The sequence below is a fragment of the Pseudomonas sp. URMO17WK12:I9 genome, assembly GCF_900230165.1.
GTDB classification, from domain to species: Bacteria; Pseudomonadota; Gammaproteobacteria; order Pseudomonadales; family Pseudomonadaceae; genus Aquipseudomonas; species Aquipseudomonas fulva.
In genome coordinates, this window is record NZ_OCMQ01000006.1 from 77,912 (window position 1) to 97,318 (window position 19,407).

Annotated in this window: 17 protein-coding genes; 9 read left to right on the top strand and 8 right to left on the bottom strand. The window is 61.6% G+C overall.

Annotated elements, in window-relative coordinates; genetic code table 11:
• Positions 1 to 141: 141 nt before the first annotated feature.
• From CRP40_RS13990 to CRP40_RS14010, 5 genes are read right to left on the bottom strand one after another with little or no spacing between them, the layout of a single operon-like run.
• Positions 142 to 576: a hypothetical protein gene (locus tag CRP40_RS13990; RefSeq protein ID WP_050587304.1), complete on the bottom strand. Its 435-nt coding sequence runs from the start codon at positions 574 to 576 to the stop codon at positions 142 to 144.
• 55 nt (positions 577 to 631) lie between these two features.
• Positions 632 to 952: an AzlD domain-containing protein gene (locus CRP40_RS13995; RefSeq protein ID WP_027914242.1), complete on the bottom strand. Its 321-nt coding sequence runs from the start codon at positions 950 to 952 to the stop codon at positions 632 to 634.
• Positions 931 to 1,632, bottom strand: a complete 702-nt coding sequence (locus tag CRP40_RS14000) for an AzlC family ABC transporter permease (RefSeq protein ID WP_027914243.1) — start codon at positions 1,630 to 1,632, stop codon at positions 931 to 933. Before CRP40_RS14000 ends, CRP40_RS13995 begins: the two co-directional genes overlap by 22 nt.
• Positions 1,629 to 2,111, bottom strand: a complete 483-nt coding sequence (locus CRP40_RS14005) for an N-acetyltransferase (protein ID WP_027914244.1) — start codon at positions 2,109 to 2,111, stop codon at positions 1,629 to 1,631. The genes CRP40_RS14000 and CRP40_RS14005 overlap by 4 nt, the downstream gene beginning before the upstream one ends.
• Positions 2,095 to 2,841, bottom strand: a complete 747-nt coding sequence (locus CRP40_RS14010; protein WP_027914245.1) for a 2OG-Fe dioxygenase family protein — start codon at positions 2,839 to 2,841, stop codon at positions 2,095 to 2,097. Before CRP40_RS14010 ends, CRP40_RS14005 begins: the two co-directional genes overlap by 17 nt.
• Positions 2,842 to 3,036: 195 nt before the next feature.
• Here CRP40_RS14010 and CRP40_RS14015 point away from each other — a divergent pair, with 195 nt between their 5' ends.
• Positions 3,037 to 3,897, top strand: coding sequence for a LysR family transcriptional regulator (locus CRP40_RS14015; RefSeq protein ID WP_042139635.1), 861 nt, complete (start codon positions 3,037 to 3,039; stop codon positions 3,895 to 3,897).
• A gap of 239 nt (positions 3,898 to 4,136) precedes the next feature.
• On the top strand, positions 4,137 to 5,777 hold the full coding sequence (gene mqo, locus CRP40_RS14020) for a malate dehydrogenase (quinone) (protein WP_027914246.1): 1,641 nt from the start codon (positions 4,137 to 4,139) through the stop codon (positions 5,775 to 5,777).
• 167 nt (positions 5,778 to 5,944) lie between these two features.
• Here mqo and CRP40_RS14025 read toward each other — a convergent pair whose 3' ends face one another.
• Positions 5,945 to 6,280: a helix-turn-helix domain-containing protein gene (locus tag CRP40_RS14025; protein WP_027914247.1), complete on the bottom strand. Its 336-nt coding sequence runs from the start codon at positions 6,278 to 6,280 to the stop codon at positions 5,945 to 5,947.
• Between the two features lie 48 nt (positions 6,281 to 6,328).
• On the opposite strand from CRP40_RS14025, the gene xenA reads away from it, so the two are divergent.
• Positions 6,329 to 7,420, top strand: coding sequence for a xenobiotic reductase XenA (gene xenA, locus CRP40_RS14030; RefSeq protein WP_027914248.1), 1,092 nt, complete (start codon positions 6,329 to 6,331; stop codon positions 7,418 to 7,420).
• Between the two features lie 9 nt (positions 7,421 to 7,429).
• Here xenA and CRP40_RS14035 read toward each other — a convergent pair whose 3' ends face one another.
• Complete coding sequence (locus CRP40_RS14035) at positions 7,430 to 8,317, bottom strand: LysR family transcriptional regulator (RefSeq protein WP_027914249.1); 888 nt, start codon at positions 8,315 to 8,317, stop codon at positions 7,430 to 7,432.
• 141 nt (positions 8,318 to 8,458) lie between these two features.
• Between CRP40_RS14035 and moaB the strand changes: the two genes are divergently transcribed.
• Positions 8,459 to 8,974, top strand: coding sequence for a molybdenum cofactor biosynthesis protein B (gene moaB, locus CRP40_RS14040; protein ID WP_027914250.1), 516 nt, complete (start codon positions 8,459 to 8,461; stop codon positions 8,972 to 8,974).
• 132 nt (positions 8,975 to 9,106) lie between these two features.
• Here moaB and CRP40_RS14045 read toward each other — a convergent pair whose 3' ends face one another.
• A complete protein-coding gene (locus tag CRP40_RS14045) occupies positions 9,107 to 13,792 on the bottom strand; it encodes a DUF6543 domain-containing protein (RefSeq protein ID WP_027914251.1) in 4,686 nt (1,561 codons plus the stop codon).
• Positions 13,793 to 14,041: 249 nt separating this feature from the next.
• Between CRP40_RS14045 and ihfB the strand changes: the two genes are divergently transcribed.
• From ihfB to CRP40_RS14070, 5 genes are all read left to right on the top strand, one after another.
• Positions 14,042 to 14,341 carry an integration host factor subunit beta gene (ihfB, locus tag CRP40_RS14050; RefSeq protein WP_023536263.1) on the top strand — a complete coding sequence of 100 codons (300 nt, stop codon included), beginning with the start codon at positions 14,042 to 14,044 and terminating at the stop codon, positions 14,339 to 14,341.
• A gap of 18 nt (positions 14,342 to 14,359) precedes the next feature.
• Entirely contained in the window at positions 14,360 to 14,623 is a 264-nt protein-coding gene (locus CRP40_RS14055; RefSeq protein ID WP_023536255.1) for a lipopolysaccharide assembly protein LapA domain-containing protein, read from the top strand.
• 102 nt (positions 14,624 to 14,725) lie between these two features.
• The gene (locus CRP40_RS14060; RefSeq protein ID WP_033694996.1) at positions 14,726 to 16,159 is read left to right on the top strand and encodes an MBL fold metallo-hydrolase; all 1,434 of its coding nucleotides are present in this window, start codon (positions 14,726 to 14,728) and stop codon (positions 16,157 to 16,159) included.
• Between the two features lie 314 nt (positions 16,160 to 16,473).
• Positions 16,474 to 17,916 (top strand): mannose-1-phosphate guanylyltransferase/mannose-6-phosphate isomerase, encoded by a 1,443-nt coding sequence (locus CRP40_RS14065; RefSeq protein ID WP_027914253.1) that lies wholly within the window; start codon positions 16,474 to 16,476, stop codon positions 17,914 to 17,916.
• Between the two features lie 127 nt (positions 17,917 to 18,043).
• A complete protein-coding gene (locus CRP40_RS14070) occupies positions 18,044 to 19,405 on the top strand; it encodes a phosphomannomutase/phosphoglucomutase (RefSeq protein ID WP_027914254.1) in 1,362 nt (453 codons plus the stop codon).
• The last annotated feature ends 2 nt before the right edge of the window (positions 19,406 to 19,407 follow it).

Consider the following 19,407-nt stretch of genomic DNA (forward strand, 5'->3'; position numbering starts at 1 on the left):
TGTGCTAACCGCCTGCATGCCCGGGCCGCGTTGCGGCCCATCGCGGCCGGTCCGGTGCCCCGGCAAGGCCGTTCCCACACGGACTGTGTGACGCCTGAGTTAGCGGCCTTGCCGTTACGCCCCCCCCTGGGCGTCACCCACCTACCACACCCGCTCATCCCCCACATCTTCAAGCACCTGCCCCAAATCCAACTCAACGGACAGTGCAATCAAACTGGCATGTCCATCCTCGCCCTCAGGCCAAACCGTCACCTGGGTGTCCGCTGCCAGCACAAGCTGATCGCCGCTTTTCATCAGCTGCTGCGTGCCATCGGCCTTGATAACCCTCAAGCCACCGGCGGTGGCGAACAGAAGCAGGTCGTTGACCGGGTTCAGCCGGGCTGCAGCACGCAAGTGGCGGTACTCCACGATCCAGCCCTCGGCCAGGAACGTCTTGCTCAGCTGGTAGTTCAGCGAGCATTTGAGCGACAGGTCATCCAGTGCCGCGATTACCTGGTCCTGTGGCAAGCCCTTGGGCATGAGGCGGGCAAACTCGCTCAGATTTGCCAGTGTCACGTGTTTACGGGCAGGGCTCATGCCAGTGTCCTTGTAGATTCGATGCCGTTACGCACAGGTGCAATTGAGATCGACGTCACGCCACAAACGTGATGGCGACGTGCGCGGCAATGCCTGCCGCCACGCTGAAAATCAAACTCCGGGTGAAGTAGGCCACGATCACCACCGGCACGGCGGCCAGCATGTCGGCGTTCATGGCTATCAGCGAGCCGTCCTTGGCCATCAGCAGCGCGGGCACGGTGATGCTGGCGATGATCGCCACGGGCAGATACTCGATGACGTCGTTGAACACCTTGGGCGTGCCCTGCATTCGGAACAGCAGGGGCGTGGCCCGGGTGAAGTAGGTGATGGCCATCATCAAGGCCACCGCGCCGATCAGGTATTTTTCTTCAGGCATAGGCCTACTCCGCAGCCCACGGCCGTAGCCACGAACACATTCAAAGGGGAGGGGTACAGCGCGTTGAGCAGGCAGGTCGCGGCAATCACCACCAGGGCGACGATCAGCTTGGGCCGGCTGTTGCACAGCGACACCAGCACGAAGATCATCATGGCGGTCAGCGCGTAGTCCAGCTTGAATGCAGAGAAGCGACTCAGCGCATCGGAGGCCACGGCGCCGAGCAGGGCGCCGGCAATCCAGCTGGCGTGGCACCAGGTGTTGAACTGCAGCAGGTAGCCAGGCGGGGTGTACTTGCCGGCTTGCAGGCGTTGGCTGTGCAAGGCGAACGATTCGTCGGTCAGGCCAAAGGCATACATCAGCTTTTGCGACCTGGAGATGCCCAGCCCATCGCTCTGCTTGGCCATGTACATGGCCATGAGCATGTGCCGCGAATTGATCAGCAGCGTTGACAACGCGATGGTCAGCAACGGCGCACCCGAGGTGATCAGCGCCAGCGCCGCGAACTGCGCGGCGCCTGCGTAGACGAACACGCACATCGCCACCGGGAGCCACAAGGGCAGCCCGGCGTTGATGCACATCACGCCAAACACGAAGCTCACGACGAAGTAGCCGGTGATCACCGGCAAGGCATCGACGAAGCTTTCCCTGCGCGAGACCGGGTGCAAGGCGAGGTCGGTCATAGATCGACCTCGCAGGTGATCTCGCCGCGCGTCTGGCTGAAGCCCTGTCGGTTCCAGAACCGCACAGCCGACGCATTGTCCTGGTCGATGAACAGGAACACCCGGCGGATGCCATGCTGACGGAAGTCGCTGAGGATCGAGTTGGTCAGGGACGTGCCGATGCGGCTGTGGCGATAGTCCGGCGACACTGCCAGGTGGTTGATGGTACCGCGTGTACCCATCGTCCCCCCGGCCACGGCACCGATGATCGCCCCGCTGTGGTTTTCCGCCAGGTAGCAGAACGTGTTGTCATGGCTCAACAAGCCCTTGAGCAGGTCCTCGCTCTGCCAGTCACAAAACGCAATCTCGTCGAACCGCTTGAGGAAATTGACCAGGCGCGTGGCATGAAACGGCGTGGCCTTCTTGATGGTCAGGCCGTTCATGCGGTCGGGCACGGCAACGCTGCGCGTTGCCTGCTCAAGGCTATTTGACAATGTCATGTTCGGTCCCCGGCCGGGAGAAGGAGATGGCGATGATCTGCCGATAGCCCATTTCCGATTCGCTGGGGTTGGTGGCCGGGGTAACGTAGTGCTGCAGCTCGCGGTCGAGGAAATACGTGGTGTCGAGAATTTCCTGGTAGGTGCCGGAGTCGATCACGTTCGACTGTTTGTCATAGACCTTGCTGGTGGCGCCTTCGATGTTATGGCGGCCCCAGAAGTGCACGCCGCTGAAAGGGTAGCCATCGCAATGGATGCCTTCTGGCGTGATTTCGATCTGCTCGCCGGGTTTGACCTCGATGCGGATCTGGTGAACCTGGCACTGCCAAGGCACGTTGTGCAGCTCTTCGGGCAGCACGGCCTTGTACACATCGAAGTCCAGCTTGATCAGGGCGCGCAGCACCGGTGAGTTGAAGACATCGCTGGACACATCGTCAAAGTGGCGCCGCATGCCACCCACATACTGGTTATGGGCCTCGGACTGTTCATAGGCACGGTGTTCGAGTTGCTGCAGCTCGCCGGTCGCCGGGTTGAAGTCGAAATCGCTGTAGCGGCGATAGCGGGTACCCTTGTCGGCCTGGCCGTAGTACTTGTCCACGCCCATGGTTTCCCAGCTCTTGGAGAACGCCACGAAATGGCCAAAACCGCCATTCAATGCGAAGTCCTTGCCCAGCACGTTGACTGTCTTGTTCAGGCGCAGTGCGTCATCAATATTCCGTTTGAGTGTAAGCATTGGCATCTCTTCCCGTTGAAATCTGGGCGCCAATCTAGCAGGCGAAATGATGGCAGAAACTTCACTTTTTTTTGAGGTGCCTCAACCGCCGCTTGTTGCCAGCCGACGTACCGAGCAGACAGCGGCGGCGGTTGTGCGTTATCCTTCCAGGCCTTGTTGCATGCGGGCTTGAGCACGTCTTGGGAGGGGTGTCGAATGGATATCAAGGTGCTGCGAAACATCGCCAACGTCGCGAGAACGGGGTCGATCACCGATGCCGCCGAGCAGGTCCACGTGACGGTGCAGGCGCTGGCGGCGCAGTTGAAAAAACTGGAGGATCACTGCGGCTTCAAGCTGTTTGACCGCACCAACAAAGGCGTGTCGCTGACGCAGGAAGGGGTCGGGATCCTGCCCCATGTGCTGGAGATCGTGCGCTGCTCCGAACGCATGCAACTGAAGATCAAGCAGCTGCGCGAACGCCAAAGCCAGCCATTGCGGGTCGCCCTGAACAGCACCCTGTCGATGGAGATCAACCAGCAGATCATGGCGGGTGTGGCCAGCAACCTGTCCGGGTGCAGCCCCATCTTCAGCTGTTCCGAATCCCCCGACAACCTCACCAAGCTGGCCAAGGGCGAAGCCGACATGGTGGTGATCCTGGGCGACAGCATGCCCGAGGGGTTCTATTCGGTTTCGCTCAAGGGCTTGCGCATCGAGGTAGTGGCCTGCTCGGTCAGTGGCGACACCGCCCCGTCGGTGGTCATCAAGCCGTTGCCCGAATGCCCGTACGCCTCCATCTTCTCGCGCTTCGCCAACCACCAGGGCGGCGGGCTCGAGGCAGCGACCGTGTTCCATTCCGGCAGCGAGATCGTCAGCGTGTCGATGATCAAGAGCTTCGGCGGTATGGGCGTGCTGTCGCGGGCTGTGGCCGAGGCGAACGACTTGCACGTCTGGGAGGGGTATTCCGAATACCTCGATGTGTACCTGGTGATGAAGGAGCCCTGGATCGTGGAGGAGGAGTTTCCTCAGTTCTACCCCAAGACGGCGCCGATGCACGCCTTCGAGTCGATCAATGCCTGAAGGGCCGTCAGCCTGAGACAACCTGTCGTCTTGCGCTTGGCCGCCCAATTTGTTTGTGCTGGCATTTCGGTTACAATCGGAAAAACGATTCAGTGATGTAGGTCAATGCGACAAAAGCCTGATTCGTTTTCCGGTTCTCTGGCTGCTGAACAATGATCAATAACAAGCCTGCGCTGAAGAACACGCGTTACCTGGGTCAGCCACAGGCCCACCTCCGTTCTCCTGACTGGAATTGATCAATGTTCAAGAAAGCTGGCAAGACCTTGCTGGGTCTGGCTGTCGCTGCAACTGTCATGCACGCACACGCCGCAGAAACCAAGAAAGTCGACGTACTGTTGGTCGGCGGCGGCATCATGAGCTCCACCCTGGCCGTCTGGCTGCACGAGCTGGAGCCGAGCTGGTCGATGGAGATGGTCGAGCGCCTGGACGGCGTGGCCGAAGAAAGCTCCAACGGCTGGAACAATGCCGGTACCGGTCACTCCGCGCTGGCTGAGCTGAACTACACCCCCGAAGACAAAGACGGCAACATCAACATCTCCAAGGCCATCGAGATCAACGAAGCCTTCCAGATTTCCCGTCAGTTCTGGTCTTGGCAGGTACGCCAGGGCGTGTTGAAGAACCCACGCGCGTTCATCAACACCACGCCGCACATGAGCTTCGTGTGGGGCGACGACAACATCAAGTTCCTGAAGAAGCGCTATGAAGCGCTGCAGGCAAGCCCGCTGTTCCGCCCGATGCAGTACTCCGAAGATCACGCGCAGATCGCCAAGTGGGTCCCGCTGATGATGGAAGGCCGTGATCCGGCCCAGAAGCTGGCCGTCACCTGGACGCCAATCGGCACCGACGTGAACTTCGGCGAAATTACCCGCCAGTTCGTCGGTCACCTGCAGACCCAGCAAGGCTTCGACCTGAAGCTGTCCAGCGAAGTGCAGGACATCAGCCGCAACAAGGACGGCTCCTGGCACGTCGAGTACAAGAACCTGAAGGACGGTAGCAAGTCGGCTACCGATGCCAAGTTCCTGTTCATCGGGGCCGGTGGCGGCGCGTTGAAGCTGCTGCAGAAGTCCGGTATTCCGGAAGCCAAGGAATATGCAGGCTTCCCGGTGGGCGGCTCGTTCCTGGTGACCGAGAACCCAACCGTTGCCATGCAGCACATGGCCAAGGCCTACGGCATCGCGTCCACCGGTGCGCCGCCCATGTCGGTACCCCACCTGGACACCCGCGTGCTCGACGGCAAGCGTGTGATTCTGTTTGGCCCGTTCGCGACCTTCTCGACCAAGTTCCTGAAGAATGGCTCGTACCTGGACCTGCTCAGCAGCACCACCACCCACAACCTGTGGCCAATGACCCGCGTGGGCATCGACCAGTACCCGCTGGTGGAATACCTCGCAGGCCAGCTGATGCTGTCTGACGACGACCGTTTCGACGCGCTGCGCACCTACTTCCCGAATGCCAAGAAGGAAGACTGGAAACTGTGGCAGGCCGGTCAGCGCGTGCAGATCATCAAGCGTGACGAAGAGAAAGGCGGCGTGCTGAAGCTGGGCACCGAAGTGGTGGCCTCTCAGGACCGCACCATTGCAGGTCTGTTGGGCGCCTCGCCAGGTGCATCGACTGCTGCGCCGATCATGCTGAACGTGCTGGAAACCGTGTTCAAGGAGAAGGTCGCTACTCCAGAGTGGCAGGCCAAGATCAAGGAAATCGTCCCAAGCTACGGCACCAAGCTGAACGACTCGGCCGCTGCTACTCAGAAAGAGTGGAACTACACCGCCGAAGTGCTGCAGTTGGCCAAGCCGCCGGTCATCGACGAAAGCGTCGGTACCAGCGCAGTCGCGCCAAGTCAGCCGGTTGAAAGCAAGCCCGAGAACGACATGGCCCTGTAATTCACGGTCCTGATGTAATCGAAAAGCCACGGGGGTCACCCCGTGGCTTTTTTTTGCGCGGTTTACGGCAGGCAGGGCGCAGGCGAGGTCGCGCCTTCGCAGGCATTCGGCAGCCTTGAGGGTGCAGGAGGCGATTGCTTAAGAGAATCCGGGCAAGCGCAGGTCGCTCAGACCTGGCGCAAAATGCAGTCCAGCAACCCCGGAAAACGCTCCCCGAGCATGTCGCTGCGCAGCGAGTTCATGTGCGTGGTGCCCACATTGCGAGTGTGTACCAGCCCTGCGTCCCTCAACACACGAAAATGGTGGGACATGCTCGACTTGGGCCGCCCTCCGTCCAGCTCGCCGCAACTGGCCTCGGTCACCCCAGCAAGATGGCGGACGATGCCCAGGCGCACCGGGTCGCTCAAGGCGTACAGCACGCGTTCGAGAATAAGGTCATCAGGATTGGGATGTTTGTAGGCTCGCATGGTCTGCATGATACCGGGGCTTTTCATTATTGCCATAGTTCGATTATGATCGAACTACAGTATTCAATGATCCTGGAGTGTTCCATGGCAGCCCTGTTCGAACCCTATACCCTTAAAGACGTCACCCTGCGTAACCGCATCGCCATCCCGCCGATGTGCCAATACCGCGCTGAAGACGGCATGATCAACGACTGGCACCACGTGCACCTGGCTGGCATGGCCCGAGGCGGCGCCGGTCTGTTGGTGGTCGAGGCCACGGCGGTATCGCCCGAAGGCCGCATCACCCCAGGCTGCGCCGGTATCTGGAGCGATGCCCATGCCCAGGCGTTCGTGCCCGTGGTGCAGGCGATCAAGGCGGCCGGCTCCGTGCCCGGCATCCAGATCGCCCACGCCGGTCGCAAAGCCAGCGCCAACCGCCCATGGGAAGGCGATGATCACATCGCGGTCGATGATCCACGTGGCTGGGAAACCATCGCCCCGTCGGCCATCGCCTTCGGTGCCAACCTGCCCAAGGTGCCGCGCGCCATGACCCTGGACGACATCGCCCGGGTCAAGCAAGACTTCGTCGATGCAGCGCGCCGAGCACGCGACGCCGGCTTTGAGTGGATCGAGCTGCACTTTGCCCACGGTTACCTGGGCCAGAGCTTCTTCTCCGAGCACTCCAACCAGCGCACCGATGCCTACGGTGGCAGCTTCGAAAACCGCAGCCGGTTCTTGCTCGAAACCCTGGCAGCGGTACGCGAAGTGTGGCCTGAGCACCTGCCGCTGACAGCTCGTTTCGGGGTGCTGGAATACGATGGGCGTGACGAGCAAACCCTGGAAGAGTCCATCGAGTTGGCGCGCCGCTTCAAGGCCGGCGGCCTGGACCTGCTGAGCGTAAGCGTGGGCTTCACCATTCCCGATACCAACATTCCATGGGGCCCTGCCTTCATGGGCCCGATTGCCGAGCGCGTACGCCGCGAAGCCGGTATCCCCGTCACCTCGGCATGGGGCTTTGGCAAACCGGAGTTGGCCGAGGCGGCCGTACGGGCCGAGCAACTGGACCTGGTCTCGGTCGGTCGTGCTCATCTGGCTGACCCGCACTGGGCGTATTTCGCGGCCAAGGAGCTGGGCGTGGAAAAGGCTGCCTGGACCTTGCCAGCGCCCTATGCACACTGGCTTGAGCGGTATCGCTAACGGTCGCGGTCAGGGCGTTTGAAGTACCAACTGCGCCTCGGCGAAGCACTGCTCGGCAATTGCCGAGCGGGGCTCGCTGCGGCGCAGTAGCAGGCCTACCGGGCTGTGGATGGCGGCATCGGTGACCGGCACGATGCGCAGGTGCTCGCTGAGGCTTTCCAGGCCGCAGCCCAGCGGCATGATGGCGCAGCACAGGCCAGTGGTGATGGCCTGGATCAGCTGAAAGCTGGAGTCGCTTTCCAATACAGCATTCGGTTCCAGGCCGCGGCTACGGAAGCTCAAGTCCAGCGACTGCCGGTAATGCATCCCCTTGCTCAACAGGCCCAGTGGCGTATCGCCCAGCTGGTCCCAGCGCAGGCTTTGGGCGTCGAACTGAAAATGCCGGGTATCGTGCAGCAGGCCCATGGTCGTGGTACCCAGCTCGATGACGTCGAAAAACTGCGTGTTGACCTGGTCCAGGTAGCAGATGCCCAAGTCCAGTTGGTTACGGCTCAGGCCGTCGATCACCTGTTCGGAGCTGAGCGAGCTGAGCTCGAAGTGCAGGCCCGGGTACTTGGCCCGCAACGGCAGCAGCAGTTGCATCGGGTTGAAACTGGCCAGCGGCACCGTGCCCAGGCGCAGGCTCCCCACCACTTGGCCGCGGCAATGGGCCGCCTCGGCGTGCAAGCCGTCATGGGCGGCCAGCAGGGTCCGTGCCCAGGCCAGGATGCGTTCGCCGGCCTCGGTGAACCCTTCGAACCGCTGACCGCGCTTGACGAGCACCAGGTCCAGTTCGTCTTCCAGGTTGCGCAGGCGCATGGACAACGTGGGCTGGGTGATGTGGCACAACGCAGCCGCCTGGCCAAAATGGCGAGTCTGGTCGAGGGCGATGAGAAACTTCAGTTGCTTGATATCCATGCCTGCGCCTGCTAAAGGGTTGCGCCGACAGTAACGTACCGTGGCGATAGATGCCATTGATCGAGCCGTTTGCGCTATCGATTGGACGCTGGCAGCGCATGTTACTAGCGTGACCGCCACCTCATTGGAAGGAGCTGTGCTGTGCGTGTTCAACCTGATGCGGTGTTCGTGCCGCTCAACATCGCTGTCTTGACCGTCAGCGATAACCGCACTGTCGAGAGCGATACCTCAGGTGCGCTGCTGGCGGACCGCTCGGTGGACATGGGTCACCACCTGATTGCACGGGTTCTGCTCAAGGATGATCTTTATAAAATCCGCGCTCAGGTGGCGACCTGGATTGCCGACGAGCAGGTGCAGGTGGTGTTGATCACAGGTGGCACAGGCTTTACCGGCAGGGACAACACCCCGGAAGCGGTCGAATGCCTGCTGGAACGGCGCGTGGACGGGTTCGGCGAGCTGCTGCACGCCCTGTCCATTCTGGATGTCGGCTCCTCGGCCGTGCAGCGCCGCGCCTTGGCAGGGCTGAGCAATCATACGCTGGTCTGTTGCCTGCCAGGTTCTACCGGGGCCTGTCGTACTGCCTGGGAAGGCATCCTTGCCGAACAGCTCGACGCCCGGCACCGGCCTTGCAATTTCGTCAAGCATTTGCGGCTTTAGCAGGAGCAGGTGCCTACCAAAGATCCCTGGCTCAGCAGCATTGATCGACCTTTGAGCGACCTTGCCAGGGCGCCAAACCGGCTGCGCAAGAGCCCCAATCGCTCGCAGCCGTCAAGGCACCCCGGCGTCTGGTCAGTGGAAAGGAATCACCCCACGTGCCTGAGCATAGGTCAGGTTGCCTCGGTGAATCCGCAACTCCTCGCCCACGGCAGCGCTTCTGACCTGTTCCCTGTAACCCAGCTTGCGCTGCCGCCACAGTTTCAGATGACCTTTGCCGAACGCCGTCGGTGCGGCGGCCGCGTCATTGAAATGAAAGTGAGCGGCCCACAGGGGCTTGCCGCGCTCGCTGCCTGGCGCTTCGAGCACATCGATGCGGTACTCATCCAGATAACCCTCGGCCAGCGCCTGCCGCGGCCCTTGATAGGTCACCCGCACCAGCCCTTGCTTGTGCAAGTAGTGCAAGCCTTCTGCGCTGGGAAAGCGTGTGGTGCTGTGCAGCTTGACCATCACCTCGCGTTTCCCGTCGCGCAAGGCCACCAAGGCATCGTCCAGGCGTTGCAGCAGTTCAGAGTCCGCTTCACTGTCGGCTAGCTGATCGCGCAGTGTCTGCACTTCCCCTATTTGTGCATCGAGCATCGACGTCAATGAATGGCTATCGATATCTTCTTCGACCAGCTTGCGCGCTTTGGCAAGTACGTTCTGATTCTGAGCGAGCATCCCTTCAGCCAGCGCTTGTTCCTGACGTTCGCTTTCCGGTGTGGGCGCCCTGGGGGGTGATACCTTGCCCACAGCAGGCAGTTGTTCGACCCATGTGCCACTTTCCCGGGTGAAGGTATGCAGTGCCGTCTGGCTGAAGGTCCCGCGAACTTGCAGCACAGGCTGTCCATCCACGATCGACTCCGAACCGATCACCGTCTGGCCGGCCGCTGTCTTGGCCACCTGCAACGCCTGCCGACGGTACACCGGACGGGTGGTGGAGTGTTGCTGGCCGACGGCCTGCTCGCGTAATGCGATGACCAGCGCGTCGCCGGCCATGGTCTTGAGCTCGACCATCTGTTGTCGATACGCCTCGAGGCGCTCGATATCCACGAGCTCGCTGCCCAGCTGGGCAATACGCTGACTGTTGAGAATGGCGGCCGAATATTCATCCCAGGCACTCTGCAGAATATCGATACGCTGAGCAGTCTGCAGGTCGGTGAACAGGGACAGATGGTGAGCATTAGCGGCCACCCGCAGGCGCTCCCCGGCAAGTGCAGCCCTGAATACCGCGTAGTGCGCATAGTCTTGCAAGGCCTCAAAACGCAGCGCCATCTCAACCAGGCCCATGGCCTGGAAGAACCGTATGTTTGGCGTGGTGGTGGTGCGCGCTTCGATGATCTGGGCGATGGTCCTGTCCGCTGCGTGAGTGCTCGGTACCGTCATGTCCAAATCGGTAACAGCAAGCAGCCGATCGAGCGCCGCCATGTATTCGATGATCAAAGGCTGGTCGATAATGATGCTTTCAAGCACTTCACGGTACTGGTCATACGCGGCTTGGCGCACCTCAGGTGGCGCGGCGTTGAGCGCCGTGGTCAGTCGGTCATACTCACTGAACCGACCGGTATGCAACTGCTCTTCGATGATGAACTGCCCATAGCCAATCAAGTTGCGCCTGACATCTGCCAACGCCTGCCGCTGTTCTGGCGCATAGCTGGTGCTGGCCATGTAGCTACGGTCATCGAACAGGGCAACCATGTTGCGCTCGGCCTCAAGGTAGCTCTGGAAAATCCCTACAGCGGATTCGATACGCTGGCGGCGCAAGTTCTTTATCTGCGCCAGCAACTCCGTATGCCGTTTGGCAAACAGCCCGGTTGCCCGCTCGAACTGGGCATGCTGTTCAGGATCTTGCGGCGGCGGTTGCTTGAGCCGCTCATCCACTTTCAGCCATTGAGCGCGAGCGGCCTCGATGCGTGGGCGCAGGCCTTCATATTCAACGGCGCCTCTTTCCGCGTCGTCGAGGCTTTTTTCGACCGCCTGCTGCGCGGTTCGGATCCGACGGACCAACCGCTCGCGCAAGCGCTGCTGAGTGCTTGAACCGGGTCGGTCCCCGCCGCCGCGCAGTCGCGTATCGATACGCCACCCTTGTGGGTCGCGTCTGATCAGTGGCCCCTGGCTGCCATCCGGCCCGACGATGCGGGTAAGCCCATCGGCCGAGTCGACCGCATAAGCCTTTCCTTGCAGCCGCACATAGCGCCCATGCTCAAGCTCGTACAAGCCTTCCAGAGGCCCTTGCTTGATCACCGACCCGCCGTCCAGGCTTACCGAGGCAGCCATGGCTTGCAATCGCGTGCGTTGAACCCCGGATAGCTCATTGAAACCCTGGGCGCCCCGCCATGCAAAATCGAGTTGTGTGGTCGCTTGCGCCTGCAGTGCCTCGACCGTGGACACACTGCCCGCCTCAGGCAATGGCAACGGATCGATATCGCCGCCCAGTCGCACCGAGGCTGGATCGATACTCAGCCCAGTCTGCGCCCCGGCGTGGGGCGGCTCCGTTCTGGGAAGCTGCGCATGGATCAGCACCATCAGTGTGTTGTTCAGCAGATCCACCACAGCTTGGGTTCGATCCGTAGCGCTGCCTTCAAGCAGCAGTTTCAGGTCCTCGGCTACCGCAGTCATACCGATGTACAGCAAGGCAATCGAAGAGATCGGCCCCGGCAGAACGGGCGCGACCACGTTCAGCAACTGCCAGGCAAACGTCTTGATGGACTGCCAGCGTAACTCGCTGTTGCTCATGGCGCTGCGGTCGGCCAGTTCGAGCAGCATCGAGCGCTTGGCTTCGAACAGGTTCGCATCGATGTCATGGGTCCAGAACGTCAGCGCGAGTTCAACAGGGGCTGGCTTGTTCAGTGGCGCGTACGGATCGAACACCCAGTGGGGCAGATGGGGCTCTTTGAAGCCACCCTTGTCGTAAACGGCCCGGTGCGTTTGGTCGAGCCATGCCAGCACCTCTTCCTGCACGCGGCCGGGCTGGGCAATCTCCTGCATGAGGCCGTGCGGGTCCTTGAATTGTTTGAGCGCGCCCCTGTGCATCGGACAGTACAGCAACAGTGCGCCGCTATTGGCCACCTGGATGACGAAGAAACCGTGCGCCTTGTCGACCAACTGCGAGTCGGGCGAGCGCTTGAAGGCCAGGGGCGCGATGGCCAACGCCTTCTCATTGCTTGCGGGTAAACGGCAAAAGCTTGCCACCGCCGCATAGCTGCGTGAGTCGATATGCCCGGTACACAGCGCGAAGGCAGCATCGAGCATAAGGCCCAAGCGCCATTGCGCCGCAAAGGCGTTGAGGTGACTGGCTTTGTACTGTTCATCCCCAAGCAAGCCATCGAGGTAGCGTGGATAGGTGCCGCCTATGTCTACAGTGGCAACCAACTGGCGCAGGTACTCGGGGTCAAGCCACGAAGGGATCTGCCCATGGGTGCGATGGGCTACAGCGGCTACAGGGCTTGCGCCGGTTGCCTCAAGGCGACCGATGGCGTACTCGGTCAACGTCAGCGTCTTGCTTTCTATCAGCTGCGGGAAGCCCAGCCCATGGCCGTCATTGGCGTAGGTATTGACGGTCAGTAACAGGTCGTCCGCGTCGAAGGCGCCGTCTGCAGGGTGATCGGCCAGCATCTGTTCGCGTAGCTTGCGCCGCGCATAGGGTTGCAGATCATCCGGTTCTGCACGGGGCTGGGCATTTGCCTGGGAGGCCTGCAACACGCAAACATCTATCAGCGCCTGGAGATAGCGGCTCTGACTGTTGAAGTCGGCGTTCAACAATTTCTCAGGCAGATCGATGGCCAGCTTTTGAGTGGGCAGATCGGCCCTCTGGGCGAAGAACTGCGAGGGGTCGACCACGGCCTGGTAGGCAGACGCCAACTCATCCACCGTGTTCAGATCGCTCAACCGTACACGGTTCAACCGCGACAGCAGGATTTCAAGCAATACGCCGGACAACAAGGCAAACGCGTTACCGTCAGTTTCGTAGAGCGCCCACGAAAAACCGTCATCGGTCGCTGTCGGCCGGTACTGCGTCTGCAAGTAGGTGCCAAAGTCCTCTAGCGAGGTGAAACCTTTCACATCCCCTGCAGACGTGCACCAGAGTGTCACGTTGGCCACTTCGCTACTGGCGTTCACCAGCAGCCCAGGCAGCAGTTCACGGGTGCTGTCTTCGCCCAGGCGCCAATGCATGCGTACGGTGTGCACGGCAAAACCCTCGGTTCTTTCGAGCAGCAGATCCTGCAAGCATCGCTGCTCATCAGCGGTCAACGACTGATCGGCCAACCCACTCAGAAGCCCGGCGCGAAGCACCTGTTGAACCCAGGTATCGTGATCGTTGCCGTTGCCTGCATTCCAGTAGTCGATCTGAGCCTGTGCAAAGCACGCATGAAGGGTCGGCAGAAACGCATTGAATGCATCGTTAAGCGTGCCGGGGTCGACAAGGTCATCATCGGCTGTTTCGAACGCATCGGGGATGGCAAAAAAGCGAAGCGGTGGCTTGAGGCTGAAGCGGTCCTGGCGGGAAAAATCCACCGGTGCGCCATCAAGAAAGCGTTGCAGCACCACCTCGACAAGCGGGGTAACTGTCCAGTAGCCGTCCACGTGCCAGCGAAGAAATTTCAGCGGTTCGGCCGTTTTCATGTCGGGGCGGTGAACGGCCACCTTGGGGTAATGCGCGATGATCAGGTTCATCAGTTGCTTGCCTACCACTTGGCGCAGGGTAGGGCGGTTGCCAAAGCGCATGGCGATGGCACGATTGAGGTCATGTGGTGCAGGTGGATGGGGGTGGGAAGAGGGCATGCTTGGAGCTCCTTGTGGGTTCTAACCACAATGTTCCAAGCGTGCCAAGGCACCCGGTGCTATCTATGTGCTGCACATCGGTCAAGGCCTTTGGCTGCGCCCAGGCATGGCGCCGTGCTGTCTGCACTTGCCCGCCAGCCTGGACCAACATTCTTCGAATAAGTCAAGAACCGACCTGTTCAAATCCCTCGCACCGTGCTACAAACTGGTTAAGCAATGATCTAGCTGCTTGATAACGAAGGGAAAATCATGACGAAGTCGGAGCTGATCGAACGTATTGTCACCCATCAAGGGCTACTCTCGTCCAAGGACGTAGAGCTGGCCATCAAGACCATGCTTGAACAGATGTCACAATGCCTTGCTACCGGTGATCGCATCGAGATCCGCGGTTTTGGCAGCTTCTCGCTGCATTATCGGGCACCACGGGTAGGTCGTAACCCCAAGACCGGCCAGTCGGTCAGCCTCGAAGGCAAGTTCGTTCCGCATTTCAAACCCGGCAAGGAATTGCGTGATCGGGTCAATGAAGAAGAAGACGAGGCTCACACCTGATTTCCTAGGAGCAACCCAATGCGTAACCTCAAGCGTGCACTGGCAGCTGTCTTCGTTCTGCTGCTGGCGGCTGTAGTGCTGTTCTTCGTGCTGGAAAACCAGCAGACCGTAGCCTTGACCTTGTTTGGCTGGGTTGCGCCACAGGTGCCCGTGGCAGTGGTAGTGCTGGCAGCGCTGATCATTGGCCTGGCCGTTGGGCCTTTGCTGGGCGCCTATGGCGTGCAGCGCAGCAAGCGCAAAATCCGTGCTTCGGCCCGCGAAGCGGCGCTGAGCGGCAAATAAAGATTTTTCTTAGGTTGCTTTAGGAAATGCCTGCCTACTAAAGCAACGGTCACCATGGACTAATTGCTCACTTCGTTTTAGCCCCCGGCGAGAGTGCGCAGCATGGATTACCCCGGCCTAACCCACCACGGCGCGGTACGCGGCGTGACGGGTTCCTGCCATCAGCTTCATTTAGGCCCTGGCGTCAGCCTGCTGGTCGACTGCGGTGCCGAGCAGGGCGCCGATGCAACACCGGGCGCGCAGGGCAACGCGCTCGGGTTCGACATCACTGGCATCCAGGCCCTGATCGTCACGCACGTGCACCTGGACCACGTAGGCCGCATTCCGGCATTGCTGGCCGAGGGGTACCGCGGCCCCATCCTCTGTAGCGAGCCCTCCGCCAGGTTATTGCCCCTGGTGCTCGAAGACGCCTTCAAGCTCGGCATCGACAGCACACCTGCCCAAGTGGCCCGCTACATCGCCCTGGTACAAAACCTGATCGTGCCCCTGCCTTTCGGGCACTGGCATACCGTGGTTCAGCACCCGCAGGTGGCTTGCGCCATTCGCTTGCAGCGTGCGGGTCACCTCTTGGGTTCAGCCTACGTCGAATGCGACATCCAGCACGGGCCAAACAGCACGCGCTATGTATTTTCAGGTGACCTGGGCCCGGGCAACGACCCCTTGCTGCGCCCCTTGCAGCCCCCGGAGCACGCCGATGTGCTGGTGCTGGAAAGCACCTATGGCGACCGCCTTCACCCACCCACTGGTGATCGCATCCAGCGACTGGAAGCGGCCATTGACCGCGCACTGGCCGATCACGGCACCTTGCTGATCCCGGCCTTCAGCCTGGGGCGCACCCAGGTACTGCTCCATGACCTCGAAGAGGTCCTGCACCGCAAGGCCTTGCTGGGCAGGACAGGCCCCTCGCCACAAGGCGAGCCCGTGGAGTGGTCGCAGCTGCCGATCATTCTCGATTCGCCCCTGGCCCAGCGCATCACCCAGGCCTACCGCGACCTGCACCCTTATTGGAACGAGCAGGCCAGGGCGCGCCTGGCAAATGGCCGCGACCCGCTCGCGTTCGGCCAACTGATCAGCGTAGACACCCACGCCCGTCACCAGCAGGTGGTCAACTACCTAAAAAGCACCGGCAGGCCCGCCATCGTCATTGCAGGCAACGGCATGTGCTCGGGCGGGCGCATCGTCAATTACCTCAAGGCCATGCTGGGCGACCCCAGGCATGAAGTGATGTTCGTAGGCCATCAGGCCAAGGGCACGCCCGGTGCGGTGATCCAGGCCAGCGAACGGGGGCAGGGCCTGGGCCAGGTGGACCTGGAGGGGCAGTACTACAGCATCTGGGCCAAAGTGCTGACCCTCGGTGGCTATTCAGGCCACGCCGACCAGGCCGGCCTGGTCGCCTTCGCCACCAGCAGCGAGCGTGCCCCGGCGCGCATTGTGCTGGTGCATGGCCGGGCCGGTGCGAAAACGGCGCTGGCACAGGCGCTGCAGCGGCGCACACAGGCGCTTGGCTGGCCAACCCAGGTGGAAATCGCAAGATAATGCGAGCGATTCACGGAACGATGGGCGCCGACGTTGTCTGATACACACCACGGCTCACCACCCCCTCGCGCGACCTGCCCGAGGCGATCACCAGGTAGGGCATGTCGGCCACGCTGGCCGCAGCCTGCGCGCAAGCTACAAAGCGTATTCTCTGGTATTCTTCGCCGTGATGCTTGCGTCTCGAGCCTATGGATAGCCAGAGATTACTCACGCTAGGCGCGTAACTTAGCGGCGTTGCGCTGTGCGCGACGACGATCAGAAATAAGACTCATGCTGGCCAATTGAACCATCAACTGGCTGTTAAGGATCCGAATATGGAATTGATCCCGGTTATTCTTTCCGGTGGCGTTGGCAGCCGTTTGTGGCCTGTTTCTCGTGAGGCTCACCCCAAGCCGTTCATGACCCTGCCCGACGGGCAAAACCTGATTCAGAAGACGTTCCTGCGCGCCTCCAAACTGGACGGCGTTGCAGAAGTTCTGACCGTCACCAACCGTGAACTGCTGTTCAAGACCGAAGACGAATACCGCGCCATCAATACCCAGGGCCACCCCCAGGGCTATATTCTCGAACCGTTCGGTCGCAACACCGCCGCCGCCGTGGCCGCTGCCGCCCTGCAACTCCAGCAGGTGCATGGCCCGCAGGCCTACATGCTGGTGCTGGCTGCCGACCACCTGATCCAGGACGAAGCGGCGTTCTCCCAAGCCGTAAACCGAGCGGTGCACCTGGCCGAGCAAGGTTGGCTGGTCACCTTCGGCATCAAGCCCCAGTACCCCGAAACCGGCTTCGGCTACATCGAAGCGGCCGCCGATGGCGCGCTGGACGGTGGCCTCAAGGTCGCGCGCTTCGTCGAGAAGCCCGATGCCGCCACCGCCGAAGCCTATGTAGCCGCCGGCAACTATTTCTGGAACGCCGGCATGTTCTGCTTCCAGGTCGGCACCGTCATCGAGCAGTTCCAGGAACACGCCCCGGACGTGCTGCACGCCGTGGCCCAGACGCTGGAGGCCTCGCGCCACACCACCGCCAAAGGCTACAGCTGCATGGCGCTCGACCCCGACACATTCGCCAATGTGCCTGACATCTCCATCGATTACGCCCTGATGGAGCGCTCACGCAAGGTCGCGACCATTCCCTGCGACATCGGCTGGAGCGACATCGGGTCGTGGAACGCCGTCAGCGAACTGACCGCCCCGGACGAATCGGGCAACCGCTTCGAAGGCGAAGTGCTGGCCCATGCATCGAGCAACAACTACGTCACCACCGAAGACCGCCTGGCGGCCTTGGTTGGCGTGCAGGACCTGCTGGTGGTCGACACCCCCGACGCCCTGCTGATCGCCCACAAGGACCACGCCCAGGACGTCAAGCACATCGTCAAGCGCCTGAAAAGCGATGGCCACTCGGCGCACCTGCTGCACCGCACCGTGCATCGCCCCTGGGGCACCTACACCACCCTGGAAGACGGCGAGCGCTTCAAGATCAAGCGCATCGTGGTCAAGCCCAAGGCATCCCTGTCCCTGCAGATGCACCATCACCGCAGCGAGCACTGGATCGTGGTCAGCGGCATGGCCGTGGTGGTCAACGATGACAAGGAGCTGATGCTCAACACCAACGAATCCACGTTCATCCGCGCCGGTCACAAGCACCGCTTGCAGAACCCGGGCGTGATCGACCTGGTGCTTATCGAAGTTCAAAGCGGCGACTACCTCGGCGAAGACGACATCGTGCGTTTCGAGGACAATTACGGTCGTTGCGACGCCTGAGTCCAGGCTTTCCCGTCGGCCCGTCGTGCCTGGCCAGGCACCGGGCCGGTCTTCGGTCGCCCACCGTGGCCGGCTATCCCTGTTCAGACTGTCGGCGCCCCTGGCGCCACCGCATTGAGTGAGACGTATGTACCCACCCATCCAGACCCGTTGTTTCAAAGCCTACGATATCCGCGGCCAAGTGCCTGCCGACCTCAACGATGACGTGGCCTACCGCATTGGCCGCGCCCTGGTGGCCGAGCTGGGCGGGCGCACCTACGTGGTGGGCCGTGACATGCGCCTGGAAAGCCCCGGTTTGTCGCTGGCGCTGATCAAAGGCCTGACCGAAGGCGGCGCCGATGTGATCGACATCGGCCTGTGCGGTACTGAAGAAGTGTACTTTGCCACCAGCCATCACCAGGCCGACGGCGGCGTGATGATCACCGCCAGCCATAACCCCAAGGGTTACAACGGCATGAAGCTGGTGCGCGAGCAGTCCCGCCCGATCAGCGGCGACACGGGCCTGAACGACATCCGCCAGCGCGTCGAGGCCGGTAGCCTGGGTGAGCCTGCCGCCAAGCCCGGCCAGGTGCGCGAGGTGTTCGACAAGACCGCCTACATCGACCACCTGCTCACCTACGTCAACCTCGACACCCTCAAGCCGCTCAAGGTGCTGGCCGACCCCGGTAACGGCGCTGTGGGCCCGGTGATCGAGCTGCTCAAGGCACGCCTGCCCCTGGACATCACCCTGATCAACGGCGAGCCGGACGGCAACTTCCCCAACGGCATTCCCAACCCGCTGCTGCCGGAAAACCGCGACCTGACCCGCCAGGCCGTGCTCGACACCGGCGCCGACATGGGCATCGCCTTCGACGGCGACTTCGACCGCTGCTTCTTCTTCGACAACCAGGGCCGCTTCATCGAAGGCTACTACGTGGTCGGCCTGCTGGCCGAGATGCTGCTGGCCAAGCACCCTGGCAGCAAGATCATCCACGACCCACGCCTGACCTGGAACACCATCGAACAGGTGGAAGCAGCCGGCGGCGTGGCCATCCAGAGCAAGACCGGCCATGCCTTCATCAAGGAGCGCATGCGCGCCGAAGACGCCGTATACGGCGGCGAAATGAGCGCCCACCACTACTTCCGCGACTTTGCCTACTGCGACAGCGGCAACATCCCGTGGCTGCTGGTGGCCGAGCTGATGAGCGTGACCGGCAAGACCCTGGCCCAGCTGGTGGACGAACGTATCGCCAAGTTCCCGTGCAGCGGCGAGATCAACTACGAGGTGGCCGATGTGAAAGGCACCATCGACAAGATCCTGAACCACTACCTGCCGCAAAACCCCAGCGTCGACCGCACCGACGGCATCAGCGTGGCCTTCGCCGACTGGCGTTTCAGCCTGCGCGGCTCCAACACCGAGCCCCTGCTGCGCCTGAACGTGGAAAGCCGTGGTGATGAAGCGCTGGTGGCGCAGCACGTCGCGCAAATCGCCCGTTTGATTCAAGGATAACT